Annotated in this window: 12 protein-coding genes; 7 read left to right on the plus strand and 5 right to left on the minus strand. The window is 51.9% G+C overall.

Annotated features, from left to right (window positions below; translation table 11 throughout):
- Positions 1–181: 181 nt before the first annotated feature.
- Positions 182–703, minus strand: a complete 522-nt coding sequence (mobB, locus tag SBO83_RS19910; protein WP_396132691.1) for a molybdopterin-guanine dinucleotide biosynthesis protein MobB — start codon at positions 701–703, stop codon at positions 182–184.
- Positions 700–1,284 (minus strand): molybdenum cofactor guanylyltransferase MobA, encoded by a 585-nt coding sequence (gene mobA, locus SBO83_RS19915; RefSeq protein WP_396132692.1) that lies wholly within the window; start codon positions 1,282–1,284, stop codon positions 700–702. Before mobA ends, mobB begins: the two co-directional genes overlap by 4 nt.
- A gap of 149 nt (positions 1,285–1,433) precedes the next feature.
- On the opposite strand from mobA, the gene SBO83_RS19920 reads away from it, so the two are divergent.
- The 5 genes from SBO83_RS19920 (at position 1,434) to SBO83_RS21425 (ending at position 6,848) form a co-directional block, all read left to right on the plus strand.
- Positions 1,434–1,703: a YihD family protein gene (locus tag SBO83_RS19920; protein ID WP_034794454.1), complete on the plus strand. Its 270-nt coding sequence runs from the start codon at positions 1,434–1,436 to the stop codon at positions 1,701–1,703.
- A gap of 92 nt (positions 1,704–1,795) precedes the next feature.
- Positions 1,796–2,782, plus strand: a complete 987-nt coding sequence (locus SBO83_RS19925) for a serine/threonine protein kinase (RefSeq protein ID WP_396132693.1) — start codon at positions 1,796–1,798, stop codon at positions 2,780–2,782.
- A gap of 47 nt (positions 2,783–2,829) precedes the next feature.
- Positions 2,830–3,453, plus strand: a complete 624-nt coding sequence (gene dsbA / locus SBO83_RS19930) for a thiol:disulfide interchange protein DsbA (protein WP_396132694.1) — start codon at positions 2,830–2,832, stop codon at positions 3,451–3,453.
- A gap of 378 nt (positions 3,454–3,831) precedes the next feature.
- Positions 3,832–6,636 (plus strand): DNA polymerase I, encoded by a 2,805-nt coding sequence (gene polA / locus SBO83_RS19935; RefSeq protein ID WP_396132695.1) that lies wholly within the window; start codon positions 3,832–3,834, stop codon positions 6,634–6,636.
- 164 nt (positions 6,637–6,800) lie between these two features.
- Positions 6,801–6,848 (plus strand): spot 42 RNA, inhibition of DNA synthesis, encoded by a 48-nt coding sequence (locus tag SBO83_RS21425; RefSeq protein ID WP_071892919.1) that lies wholly within the window; start codon positions 6,801–6,803, stop codon positions 6,846–6,848.
- Positions 6,849–6,991: 143 nt separating this feature from the next.
- Here SBO83_RS21425 and yihA read toward each other — a convergent pair whose 3' ends face one another.
- Entirely contained in the window at positions 6,992–7,636 is a 645-nt protein-coding gene (gene yihA, locus SBO83_RS19940; protein ID WP_353503797.1) for a ribosome biogenesis GTP-binding protein YihA/YsxC, read from the minus strand.
- A gap of 578 nt (positions 7,637–8,214) precedes the next feature.
- Here yihA and yihI point away from each other — a divergent pair.
- Together yihI and hemN are read left to right on the plus strand one after the other, a co-directional pair.
- On the plus strand, positions 8,215–8,772 hold the full coding sequence (yihI, locus tag SBO83_RS19945) for a Der GTPase-activating protein YihI (RefSeq protein WP_396132696.1): 558 nt from the start codon (positions 8,215–8,217) through the stop codon (positions 8,770–8,772).
- 188 nt (positions 8,773–8,960) lie between these two features.
- Positions 8,961–10,367, plus strand: a complete 1,407-nt coding sequence (gene hemN / locus SBO83_RS19950; protein ID WP_396132697.1) for an oxygen-independent coproporphyrinogen III oxidase — start codon at positions 8,961–8,963, stop codon at positions 10,365–10,367.
- Positions 10,368–10,444: 77 nt separating this feature from the next.
- Here the strand turns inward: hemN and glnG are convergent, their stop codons facing one another.
- A complete protein-coding gene (gene glnG, locus SBO83_RS19955) occupies positions 10,445–11,857 on the minus strand; it encodes a nitrogen regulation protein NR(I) (RefSeq protein WP_034794464.1) in 1,413 nt (470 codons plus the stop codon).
- Between the two features lie 7 nt (positions 11,858–11,864).
- The gene (gene glnL / locus SBO83_RS19960; protein ID WP_034794669.1) at positions 11,865–12,914 is read right to left on the minus strand and encodes a nitrogen regulation protein NR(II); all 1,050 of its coding nucleotides are present in this window, start codon (positions 12,912–12,914) and stop codon (positions 11,865–11,867) included.
- Positions 12,915–13,036 lie beyond the last annotated feature (122 nt).

Consider the following 13,036-nt stretch of genomic DNA (forward strand, 5'->3'; position numbering starts at 1 on the left):
GCGCCGATGGTAGTGTGGGGTCTCCCCATGCGAGAGTAGGGAACTGCCAGGCATCAAATAAAGTAAGAAACCCCAGCCGAAAGGCCGGGGTTTTTTGCTATGTGGGACACGGCAAAGCGCCAAACAAAGAAGCCCCCCTGCTCTGGCGAGCCGGGGGGCTTTTTGCGTTATGGCTTAGTGATCACAGCGCGCGATTGTTAAGCCAGTGGATCACAAACTGACCGACGTCCTCTATCTTATTGATATCTAAGGATGGGAGAGCGTTGTCGAGTGGTATATCGCTGCATACCGCGATAGCATTGTTGTCTATCAGCCCTTCAAATGCTTTAGTGACGCCCTGCCGATACAAGACGATTTTATCTATCTCTTCATGCTTAAAGCCTTCAACCAAGATCAAATCTAATGAATTGCTGTCGAAACGGCTGGCAAGATAGTGAAGATCCAGAGAGTCAGCCTCTGGCGTTTCTGTCATTAATGCCCAGCGCTGGCTGCTGGCAACCATGGTTTGATGGGCACCCGCCTTCCTTAGCTCAAAACTATCTTTGCCGGGTGTATCGACATCTACGTCATGGTGGGTATGTTTGATAAGTCCGACTCGCACTCCTTTAGCGTTTAAATAAGGGATGAGATGCTTGAGAAGCGTTGTTTTACCCGTGCCGCTGTAGGCCACGACGCCAAGTAGTGGGATAGATAACTTATTCATGGTAACTGGCCTAATGTCTTTTCCCACAGGGCTACATCTGCTGGAGTATTTAGATTAGCGAAAGCCTTAGGATCATCGAATATCACGGGTAGCGCGTTGATCTGCTTGAAGAAAAACATGACCTTTCTTTCACCTTTTGCTAAATAGCTCTCCAGATCAGGAATGATTCTTTTGTGCAGCAAGCACAGTGTGGGGTGATCTCTTGAGGCGTCTCGCGCATAGACAGCAGAGTGTTGGGAACTATGCGCAGTAAATTGCTCGGCCAAGTCGCGTGGGAACGATGGGACATCGCACGGGATAAACAGCGCCCATTGAGTATTAACAGCTTTTAAACCTGCCAGCATCCCGGCAAGAGGGCCAGCATAATCTTGAGTGATATCAGGAATCACGGTGAAGTGTTGACCATAAACTCGTGGATTTTGGTTCGAATTAATCACGATATCACCCACCATCGGGCGCAGCCTTTCGGCAATATGCTCGAAAAGCATCTTATCTGCGGCTCGGATCGTGCCTTTATCCTGCCCCATCCGCGTCGAGCGCCCGCCAGCTAAAATGACCCCCGTTATCTCGTCCGTGTTCATTCTCGTCACCCTTCTAGACCCTCTTTCCTGCGATTGTAACGCCAAACATTGTGATGAATCAGGTTTTAATCGGCTGTTTTAACTCTCCCTTCCCCTGAGGAAATAAGCCTGATATTTTGTGTGTCTACTGCCAATAAAAGGACATTATTATGAAAGAGCATCGCCTAAATGAGCTTATTGAACTGCTTCATCCAGCATGGAAGAACGATTCTGATATGAATTTGCTGCAATTTTTGCAGAAACTGGCCACCGAGTGTGGATATCAGGGGCCGCTCGCTGAGCTAAGCGATGATATGTTGATATATCACCTCAAAATGCGCGGTAGCGAGAGCACGGCAGAAATTCCGGGCCTTAAGAAAGATTATGAGGATGATTTCAAAACCGCCATTTTACGTGCACGTGGAATTATTAAGGATTGATGTAAACTTATGTGAACTTCATGCGACTCGCCAAAAATCGATGATACTATTTCGTATTGTCATTTTTCCGTACGGCCTATCTGAATGAAGTTATGAACAATTCCGCTTTCAATTTCCAGGCCTTGTCGCCAGATCTGATCCTCGATGCGTTAGAAAGCGTCGGATTAATGGCAGAATCTGGCCTCACCGCATTAAACAGTTATGAAAACCGCGTCTACCAGTTTCTTGGTGAAGACAAAAAACGTTATGTGGTGAAGTTTTACCGGCCGGAACGCTGGAGTGAAGAACAAATCCTTGAGGAGCACGCTTTCTCGCAGGATATGCTCGATGCGGAAGTTCCAGCAGTTGCTCCCCTAAGCATTCAGGGAACGACTCTCCATTCTTACCAAGGCTTCCTCTTTACGGTGTTCCCAAGCGTTGGCGGGCGTCAGTATGAAATCGATAATCTCGACCAATTAGAATGGGTTGGGCGTTTTCTTGGGCGTATACATCAGGTAGGCAGTGAAAGCCTGTTTGTGTCCAGGCCAACCATGGGGTTGGATGAATATCTGAATCAACCTCGCATTACTCTCGAAAACTCATCTTTAATTCCTGCACGCCAGCGCGCGGCATTCCTTGCAACGACCGACAGCCTGATCGCCACCATTGGTGAGTATTGGCATCAGGATTGGACGCCACTGCGCCTGCACGGCGATTGTCATCCGGGAAATATCCTGTGGCGTGACGGTCCGATTTTTGTCGATTTGGATGATGCGAGAAACGGCCCGGCAGTGCAGGATTTGTGGATGCTGTTGCATGGAGACCAAAGCGAGCAGCGGCTACAGCTGGATATCTTGCTTGAAGCTTACAGCGAATTTGCTGACTTCGACGCCAGCCAGTTATCACTCATCGAACCTCTGCGAGCGATGAGGATGGTCTATTATCTCGCATGGGTTGCGCGTCGTTGGGAAGATCCTGCTTTTCCAAAGAGCTTCCCTTGGATGAAAGATGAAGACTTTTGGTTTAATCAGTCTGCCGTATTTAACGAGCAGATTAAGAAATTACAGGCGCCACCTTTACAGCTGATGCCAATGTACTGAGTCGTGAATAAACGCTAAATATTTAATTAAATGGAGATAGGTTTGATATGAAAAAGATATTCCTGGCACTGATTGGTATGGTTATGGCCTTCAGCGCATCAGCTGCACAATTTTCTAATGGCACGCAGTACGTAACGCTTGATAAGCCAGCGGCCGGTGAGCCTCAGGTTCTTGAGTTCTTCTCATTCTATTGCCCGCATTGCTATCAGTTCGAACAAGTTTGGCATGTATCTGACAATATTCGTAAGAACCTGCCAGAAGGGGTTAAATACGCTAAATATCATGCTGAATTCCTTGGCCCATTAGGCAAACAGCTGACCCAAGCTTGGGCTGTGGCCATTGCGCTAGGTGTGGAAGATAAAGTTAGCCCGCTGATGTTTGAAGCGGTGCAAAAAAAGCAGACGGTTCAAAACGTTGATGATATTCGCAAAGTCTTTATTGAGGCTGGTGTTAAAGGCGAAGATTATGACGCGGCGCTGAACAGCTTCGTGGTGAAATCTCTGGTCGTACAGCAAGAGAAAGCAGCACAAGATTTGAATCTGCAGGGTGTGCCATCTGTATTCGTGAACGGTAAATACATGGTCAAAAACGATGGCCTGGATACCACCACTATGGATATCTACACTAAGCAATTCTCTGATGTTGTTAACTTCTTAGCGAAGCAGAAGTAATTTCTAAATCGAAATGCCAGCATTAAGCTGGCATTTCTTTTATCTAGGCACTACCTATTAAATAGATGCCAGAGAAATATAAAACCGCAGCATATTAATAACGGAGAATTATAATATCCACATTAACCGTTAAACTTCTATGACAACTGTTTTTAGATTTAAAACGGTTTAACTGCATGAAACCCGTAGCTAAAAATTAATACCCTCTTACTCGATTTCATAATAATTTCCCTGATATTAATTTTACTCACAAAGTTATCCACAGGGTGATCCCGCGAGATCCCTCGCAAGTTTGTTATCAATTTATCTCTCAAGGTTCGCCTTTATCCTCAGCTATGGCATCCTTAGAGCATGTCAGATCACGAATAAAGAAGAGTTATGGCCCAGATAGCAGAAAACCCACTTATCCTGGTAGACGGTTCGTCTTACCTTTACCGCGCCTACCACGCGTTCCCTCCGCTGACCAACTCGGCCGGGGAGCCAACCGGTGCGATGTACGGCGTGCTGAACATGCTGCGCAGTCTGCTGCTGCAATACACTCCGAGCCACGTTGCCGTCGTTTTTGATGCGAAAGGCAAAACCTTCCGTGACGAACTTTTCGATCAATATAAATCGCACCGTCCTCCAATGCCGGACGACCTGCGGGCTCAAATCGAGCCACTGCACCAGATGGTGAAAGCCATGGGCCTGCCGCTGCTGGTTGTCTCTGGGGTTGAAGCCGATGACGTCATCGGCACTTTGGCATTGGAAGCTGAAAAGGCTGGCCATGCCGTGCTGATCAGTACCGGCGATAAAGACATGGCGCAGCTGGTGACGCCGGGCGTGACCCTGATCAACACCATGAATAACGCGATTCTTGGCCCGGACGAAGTGGTTGAGAAGTATGGCGTTCCACCTGAGCTTATCATCGATTTTCTGGCGCTGATGGGCGACTCTTCCGATAACATCCCCGGCGTTCCGGGCGTGGGTGAGAAGACCGCGCAGGCATTGCTACAGGGGATTGGCGGCCTGGATGCGCTGTATGCCGATCTCGCTAAAATCGCCACGTTGAGCTTCCGTGGTGCTAAAACCATGGGAGCGAAACTGGGTGAGAATAAAGAGGTGGCTTACCTCTCTTACCAGCTGGCTACCATCAAAACTGACGTTGAGCTGGACATCACCTGTGGCGAGCTGACTGTCGCCGAACCTGACGCCGCCGAGCTACAAGGCCTGTTCGCCCGCTATGAGTTCAAACGCTGGCTGGCCGATGTGGAAGCCGGCACTTGGCTGTCTGGCAAGAAAGGCGCGGCTAAACCCGCGGCCAGCAAGAAAAAGGGCGGTGAAGAGATTGAGATTGCCGTCGGCGAGCCGGTGGAGCGCGCCCAGCTGTCTCAAGAGGGCTATGTCACCATTCTGGATCAAGAGACGTTGGATGAGTGGATTGGCTATCTCAAAGCTTCCGACGTTTTTGCTTTTGATACCGAAACCGATGGTCTGGATACCCTGACAGCCAACCTGATTGGCCTGTCATTTGCCGTCGCGCCGGGCAAGGCCGCTTACCTGCCGGTGGCCCATGACTACCTTGATTCGCCAGCCCAGCTCGACCGCAGTGAAGTGCTGGCCCAGCTCAAGCCTCTGCTCGAGGATGAAAAGCAGCTGAAAGTGGGGCAGAACCTGAAGTTCGATCGCGGCATTCTGTTGCGCTATGACATCGAGCTGAAAGGCATCGCTTTCGACACCATGCTCGAGTCTTACGTGCTGGACAGCGTGTCCGGCCGCCATGACATGGACAGCCTGGCCGATCGCTACTTAGGCCATAAGACAGTCAGCTTCGAAGAAATTGCCGGTAAAGGTAAGAACCAGCTGACCTTCAACCAGATTGCACTCGAGCAGGCTTCCCCTTACGCCGCGGAAGATGCTGATGTCACGTTGCAACTGCATCAGGCCCTGTGGCCAAAGATTCAGGAAAGCGCCACGCTCACCACGGTATTCAATGAGATTGAAATGCCACTGGTGCCGGTGTTGTCGCACATTGAGCGCACGGGCGTGTTGATTGACCAAAATATTCTGGCGGCTCACTCCAAAGAGCTGACAATTCGTCTGGCCGAGCTGGAAACCAAAGCGCACGAACTGGCGGAGGAGCCATTTAACCTCTCTTCCACCAAGCAGCTACAGGCCATTCTGTATGAAAAACAGAAACTGCCTATTCTGAAAAAAACGCCGGGCGGCGCGCCTTCGACTAATGAAGAAGTGCTGGCGGAACTGGCGCTGGACTACCCACTGCCGAAAGTCATTCTCGAGTATCGCGGCTTAGCCAAGCTCAAATCGACCTATACCGACAAGCTGCCGCTGATGATTAACCCGCAGTCCGGCCGCGTACACACCTCTTACCATCAGGCGGTGACGGCGACCGGGCGCTTGTCTTCGAGCGATCCAAATCTGCAAAACATTCCGGTGCGCAATGAGGAAGGGCGGCGTATTCGTCAGGCGTTTATCGCGCCGAAAGACCACTGCATCGTGGCAGCGGACTACTCGCAAATCGAGCTGCGCATCATGGCTCATCTTTCCAAGGATGAAGGTCTGCTAAAAGCGTTCGCCGAAGGCAAAGATATCCATAAAGCCACGGCGGCAGAAGTGTTTGGCACGCCGCTGGATAACGTTACCGGCGAGCAGCGTCGCAGCGCCAAGGCCATCAACTTTGGTCTGATTTACGGCATGAGCGCGTTCGGCCTGTCTCGCCAGCTGAATATTCCGCGTAAAGAGTCCCAGCGTTATATGGATTTGTACTTCGAACGCTATCCGGGCGTGCTTGAGTATATGGAGCGCACGCGCACTCAGGCTTCCGAAAAGGGCTATGTTGAAACCCTCGATGGTCGTCGCCTGTATCTGCCAGATATCAAATCCAGCAATGCTATGCGCCGCAAAGGCGCCGAGCGTGCAGCAATCAACGCCCCAATGCAGGGTACCGCGGCTGACATCATCAAACGCGCGATGATCAAAGTCGCCGATTGGTTACTGCAGCCCGATGCCCCACGAGCCCGCATTATCATGCAGGTGCACGATGAATTGGTATTTGAAGTCCACAACGACGATGTTGAGGCCGTGAGCGAGAAGGTCCGCAGCCTGATGGAAGGAAGTATGGAGCTGGCCGTGCCGCTGAAGGTTGAAGTGGGCGTCGGTAAGAATTGGGACGAAGCACACTAATAGTGCAACTTTTGAACTCATTCTGTAATTAAGCTACATAATAGTGCGGTCATTTCATGAGGGTGATCGCATAAAATACAATTTTTGTGTAAGTAAACTACAAAAAAGTCTTTTTCCTTTTTTAGAAATAGGGTAAAGTCTCGCTCGTAGGGTACAGAGGTAAGATGTTCTATCTTTCAGACCTTTTACTTCACGTAATCGGATTTGGCTGAATATTTTAGCCGCCCCAGGCATTTATGTCTGGGGCGTTTTTTATTGTGCTTTTGCGACCTTTTCGCGGCTTTTCGCCACAAAAAAGGGTGACCCGCAGGCCACCCTTTCTCTTCGCTATCTCTAGCAAATCTCTAATACAGCATTACTCGCCAGACAGGCCATCTTCCAGCACTTCAGGCGGCAGCTCGCTGAACCAAGTGTCCAACTTTTGACTCAGTTTATCGACGCCCTGCTTTTTCAGCGAAGAGAAAGCTTCGACCTGAATATCGCCCATGTACTCTTTAACGGCTTCGCGAACCATTTTGACCTGAGCCTGACGCGCGCCGGAGGCCAGTTTATCGGCCTTGGTCAGCAGCAGCATAACTGGCGTGCCCACCGCGACAGCCCATTCAATCATTTGGCGGTCGAGGTCTTTTAACGGGTGGCGAATGTCCATCAGTACGATCAGACCCTTCAGGGAGTTACGCATCTGCAGGTATTCACCCAAAGAGCGCTGCCACTTGATCTTCATCTCTTCCGGAACCTGCGCGTAGCCATAGCCCGGTAAGTCGACCAGACGAATGCCCGGCTCCACTTCAAACAGGTTAATCAGCTGAGTACGGCCCGGCGTTTTACTGATACGCGCCAGCGCTTTTTGCTGGGTCAGGGTATTAAGCGCACTGGATTTGCCGGCGTTTGAACGACCAGCAAATGCGACTTCAATGCCTTCATCACTTGGCAGATGCCGGATGTCCGGGGCGCTCATGACGAAATGGGTCATATGATAGTTGTAAGTTTGGCTGGTCAAAACGTGCTTCTCCGAAATGCTTAGGTATCTGGCTGGCGATTATAGCTGCAACAGGGGCGGGATGCGTTTCTGTTTTTGTGATCCGAATGATGATGAGAAGGGGTCATAGAAATGAAGGTGTAGAAAATATTCCTTCACGATGTAAGACATTTGCCATTCAAAATGCGGGCTATCACGCTTTATTTCGCGCCGTGATTTATAAAAATATTTAAATTCAGTGAGATATCAAAACACCCAAGAAATCACACTCTCTTAATATGCTGCGTATCTTGAGCCTTAAGCTGATTGGGGTAAAGTAATTCTTACGCGATGAAGGAAAGAATGGAAGCACGGATGAATCAGCCTTCATGGATCATAGGAACTGCATCGCAATCATGGATGAACAAAGCTGGACGCTTTGAAAGGTAAGGGAAAAATTGGGACGTTGAGACCAAACATGGAACGTAATGTAAGAATAACCTTCTTCGGAAGGAGATAAAAAGGCAGCAAGGCTTACTTGCTGCCTTTTTTCTTTGTTCGCTTTCTGCTAGATTCCGCCGCAAATCTATACTAATTGAACACACCTAAGAGCAGATGCCATGAAACAGCCAGCGAAAGCGCCGAGCGCCAATACCGCGACAGCAAAACCTAAGAAGAAAAAAAATCGCGTTGAACTCGATATCGAAGCGCGCCAACGCAAGCGTGATAACAAACGCCGTGGCCGTAAAGCGGGTTCACGCGCTAACCCAGACGCCGCCAAAGAGCAGAATGCAGCAGGTGGCAAGAAAGCCGATCCGCGCATTGGCAGCAAGAAAGCCGTGCCGCTGGTGGTTGAAACTGTTTTCAACAACGCAACTAAAGCCAAGAAAACCGCTAAACCTCAGGCCGAAGCTAAACCTCAGCTGCCGCCAGAAGAAGAGCTGACGCTGCTGGAGAACGATCCGCGCCTTGATAGCCTACTGGATAAGCTGGACGACGGCGAAACCCTGAGCGCAGAAGATCAGTCTTATGTTGATCAGACTCTTGACCGTATCGACGTGTTGATGGAATTGCTGGGTATTGAACTTGGCGATGAAGACGACGAAGTTGACGAAGAAGAGAAAAAAGAAGACATGATGCAGCTGCTTAAGCGCGGGAATCCGAAAGACGGTTTCTAAAAATTGCGCTGGGTCATCCCAACGGCAATAGCCTTACTCTTTGCATGTCATATGCTTTGGTTATTCGTTAAACTACGCCGGTTATCGAAAACCAAAGCACGTTTGCGTCATGCGAGCGCAATGCGGCAGGCTAAACCCCTGCCCATTATGCGTTCTACGAGGAGCAGACGTCGCAAGGAGTGAGCATCATGAACTCAACCAGCGCTGCGTCATCGGCTTCTCAATCGCAACCCACCGCCGAGTGGGATTTGGCCCTGATCCAAAAATATAACTATTCCGGCCCGCGCTATACTTCTTATCCCACGGCTCTCGAATTCAGCGAAACCTACGACGACGCTGCTTTTCGTCGCGCCGCCCAGCGCTACCCCGATCGCTCACTCTCCCTGTACGTTCACATCCCGTTTTGCCACAAGCTCTGCTACTTCTGCGGCTGCAACAAGCTGGTCACTCGCCAGCAGCATAAGGCGGAAGAATACCTCAATGTCTTAGAGCAAGAGATTCGCCAACGCTCCGCGCTGTTTAAAGGCCGTCAGGTGAGTCAGCTGCATTGGGGCGGGGGTACGCCCACTTACCTGGATAAAGTGCAGATAAGCCGTTTGATGGGCCTTCTGCGGGGGCATTTCGACTTCCTGCCGGACGCCGAGATGTCGCTGGAGCTGGATCCGCGTGAAATCGAGCTGGATGTGCTCGATCACCTGCGCGCCGAAGGCTTTAATCGCCTGAGCATGGGCGTGCAGGATTTCAATAAAGAGGTTCAGCGGCTGGTCAATCGCGAACAAGACGAAGCGTTTATTTTCGCCCTGATTGCGCGGGCGAAGGCGCTGGGATTCAACTCGACCAATATCGACCTGATTTACGGTTTGCCGAAGCAGACGGCGGAGAGCTTTGCCTACACCTTGCAACGCGTGGCTGAACTTAGCCCGGACCGCCTCAGCGTGTTTAACTATGCTCACATGCCCAAGCTGTTTGCCGCCCAGCGTAAAATCAAAGATGAGGATTTGCCGGGTGCCGAAGAGAAGCTGCGCATTCTGCAAGAAACCATCTCGTCGCTGACCAACTCGGGTTATCGCTTCATCGGCATGGACCACTTTGCGCGCCCGGACGACGAGCTGGCCATCGCCCAGCAGCAAGGCAAGCTGCACCGCAACTTTCAGGGTTACACCACTCAGGGCGACAGCGACCTGCTGGGCCTTGGCGTGTCGGCCATCAGTATGTTGGGCGACACCTATGCCCAAAACGAGAAAGACTTAAAAACCTATTATCATCGCGTCGCGACCGACGGCCACGCGCTGTGGCGCGGCTTAGAGATGACAGATGATGACTGTCTGCGCCGCGAGGTGATTAAGTCGCTGATTTGCCACTTCGCGCTGGATTTCGAGCCAATCGAACAGCGTTATGGCATTGATTTCTCGAGCTACTTTGCTGAGGACTTGAAGCTGCTTCAGCCATTAGCCAAAGACGGGCTGGTGGACATCAGCCCAACCGGCATTCAGGTGACGCCGCGCGGGCGATTGCTGATCCGCAATATCTGCATGTGCTTTGATATCTATTTGCGCAAACAGGTGCGCCAGCAGCAGTTCTCTCGCGTGATTTGACCTGCGTTCCGCCGAAATAAAAACAGCCGCTAATGCGGCTGTTTTTGTCTGCGAGCAACGGGTTATTGCGGCCCGCTTTACTCCATTCCCAACTCTTTTAGCTTGCGGGTCAGGGTGTTACGCCCCCAGCCCAGCAGCCGAGCGGCTTCCTGCTTGTGGCCCTGAGTGTGGCGCAGCGCGGTGGTCAGCAGAGTGCGTTCCATTTCAGGTTGAGCTTCCGACAGCAGGTTTTGATGACCGGAACGCAGCGCGCGGTCCGCCCACTGGGCCAGCAGCGTTGCCCAGCTGTCCGGCAGGCTTTGCCCGCTGGATTCTGGCGCAGAGCTTTCAAACAGTTCGCTCGGCAGGTCCTGAATCAACACTTCTTGCCCGGCGGCCATCACGGTCAACCAGCGGCAAGTGTTCTCCAACTGGCGCACGTTCCCCGGCCAAGGCAGGCGAGTCAGCGCAGTTTCGGTTTCAGGATGAAGGTTTTTAGCTTCCACACCCAGCTCTTTGGCTGCCACTTGCAGGAAGTAGCGCGCCAAGCGCGGGATGTCCTCACGGCGCTCGCGCAGTGGCGGAAGGTGGACGCGGATCACGTTCAGACGGTGGAACAGGTCTTCACGGAATTTGCCCTCCTGCACGCGCAGCTCCAGATTTTGGTGCGTCGCGGCAATAATGCGCACATCGACCTTAACCGGCGCATAGCCACCTACGCGGTAAAACTGGCCGTCGGCCAACACGCGCAGCAGGCGAGTTTGCACATCGAGCGGCATGTCACCGATTTCATCGAGGAACAGCGTGCCGTTGTCGGCTTGCTCAAAACGCCCCTGACGAATGGTATTCGCGCCGGTAAACGCGCCTTTTTCATGGCCGAACAGTTCGGACTCAATCAGGTCTTTCGGAATAGCCGCCATATTGAGCGCGATAAACGGCGCTTTGGCGCGCGGGCTGTGGCGATGCAACGCGTGCGCCACCAATTCTTTACCCGTCCCGGACTCACCGTTGATCAGCACGCTAATGGAGGAGCGTGAAAGGCGACCAATGATGCGAAACACGTCCTGCATGGCAGGGGCTTCGCCGATGATATCTGCGGTTGGGCCGCTGGCAGGCTGGCTGCGCGGTGGCTGCTGCTGCTCCTGATAGTGGCTGATAGCGCGCTCGACCAGAGCCACGGCTTCATCAATATCAAAAGGTTTTGGCAGGTAGTCGAAGGCTCCCTGTTGATATGCGCTGACCGCCGCATCCAAATCAGAATGCGCAGTCATTATGATGACCGGAAGCATCGGGTGGCGCTGTTTAATCTGTTTTAACAGCGCTAAACCGTCCATGCCGGGCATGCGAATATCGGACAACAACACGTCAGGGGTTTGAGTTGCGATGGCTTCAAGTACATCATTGCCGCTGTCAAAAGCGGTACAACTTAAGCCCGCTCCAGTGAGCGCTCGTTCAAGAACCCAGCGGATGGAGCTATCGTCATCGACGATCCAAACTATCCCTCGTTGCATAAGAACCTCACTGGCGAATAGGCAGGTAAACCGAGAATTCGGTATGTCCTGGCCAACTGTTAAATTCAACTTTACCCGAATGCTGGTCAATCAAACTGCGCGCGATAGACAGGCCCAGTCCTGTTCCCCCTTCACGGCCACTGACCATTGGGTAAAAAAGTGTATCCTGCAAATGCGCCGGCACGCCGGGACCGGTATCTTCGATATCGATACGGGCGGCTAAGCGGTAACGCACGCCATGCAGGGTTATCTGGAAGGCGGTGCGTGTGCGCAATGTTATGGTTCCGCCTTCCTCACCCAGAGCCTGCAAGGCGTTGCGGGTAATGTTCAGCAGAATTTGTTCTATTTGATCAGGATCGTGCGCCAGCTCGGGCAGGCTCGGATCGTAATCACGTATTAGCTCAACATTGTCCGGCTTTTCCATCGAGACCAGCTGGCAAACGCGCTCAGCCACCTGATGGATACTCTGTGTGACGTGCTGGCTCGGGCGCTGTGGGCCGAGCAGTCGGTCCACCAGGTTGCGCAGCCGGTCTGCCTGCTCGATGATGACTTTGGTGTATTCCAGCAGGGCGGGATCGGGCAGGGCGCGTGATAAAAGCTGCGCCGCGCCGCGTAATCCACCCAGCGGGTTTTTAATCTCGTGCGCCAATCCGCGAATCAAATCACGGGCGGCCACTTGTTGGGCGTGTTGCAGCTGCTCTTGGCTCAGGCGACGCTGATTGTCCATCGGGGCCAGTTCGACCAGAATAAAACCTTCTGGCAAAGCCTGCGCCGTTAAGGACAGGACGTGTGCCCGACCATCAACCACTAACGTCACTTCACTGTCTGTAAATCCTTGACCTGCCTGTAAGTTTTCGCGCATCAACTCAATATTGAGTGAAAAATAGCCCACCAGTTCTGGCAACGGCGTGCCAAACAGTTTCCGGGAGCTTTGCGCCAACAATTGTTGTGCGGCAGGGTTGGCATAATGCACAGCCAGTTCGTCATCCAATAGCAGAACGCTATTGATTAGAGAATTCAAAATCTGCCCCGAATCAGGCAGCTTACCAGTTGCCATACCGCTGTCTCCCGCACCGTCGTGGTGCATTTTATCCGGCTACCCGGCAGATTCACGGGTCAGATTGGTTAAGCAGGAAAGAGTGTGGAGAAAAAAGCCCATCCGAAGATGGGCTGAAAGTT

It is taken from the genome of Ewingella allii (genome assembly GCF_044430645.1).
GTDB classification, from domain to species: Bacteria; Pseudomonadota; Gammaproteobacteria; order Enterobacterales; family Enterobacteriaceae; genus Ewingella; species Ewingella allii.

Excerpts from the sequence above, each read along its gene's own strand:
- dsbA (WP_396132694.1), top strand. The coding sequence starts at position 2,830 with ATGAAAAAGATATTCCTGGCACTGATTGGTATGGTTATGGCCTTCAGC.
- yihI (WP_396132696.1), top strand. The coding sequence starts at position 8,215 with ATGAAACAGCCAGCGAAAGCGCCGAGCGCCAATACCGCGACAGCAAAA.
- polA (WP_396132695.1), top strand. The coding sequence starts at position 3,832 with ATGGCCCAGATAGCAGAAAACCCACTTATCCTGGTAGACGGTTCGTCT.
- mobA (WP_396132692.1), bottom strand. The coding sequence starts at position 1,284 with ATGAACACGGACGAGATAACGGGGGTCATTTTAGCTGGCGGGCGCTCG.
- glnG (WP_034794464.1), bottom strand. The coding sequence starts at position 11,857 with ATGCAACGAGGGATAGTTTGGATCGTCGATGACGATAGCTCCATCCGC.
- mobB (WP_396132691.1), bottom strand. The coding sequence starts at position 703 with ATGAATAAGTTATCTATCCCACTACTTGGCGTCGTGGCCTACAGCGGC.
- SBO83_RS19925 (WP_396132693.1), top strand. The coding sequence starts at position 1,796 with ATGAACAATTCCGCTTTCAATTTCCAGGCCTTGTCGCCAGATCTGATC.
- SBO83_RS19920 (WP_034794454.1), top strand. The coding sequence starts at position 1,434 with ATGAAAGAGCATCGCCTAAATGAGCTTATTGAACTGCTTCATCCAGCA.
- glnL (WP_034794669.1), bottom strand. The coding sequence starts at position 12,914 with ATGGCAACTGGTAAGCTGCCTGATTCGGGGCAGATTTTGAATTCTCTA.
- hemN (WP_396132697.1), top strand. The coding sequence starts at position 8,961 with ATGAACTCAACCAGCGCTGCGTCATCGGCTTCTCAATCGCAACCCACC.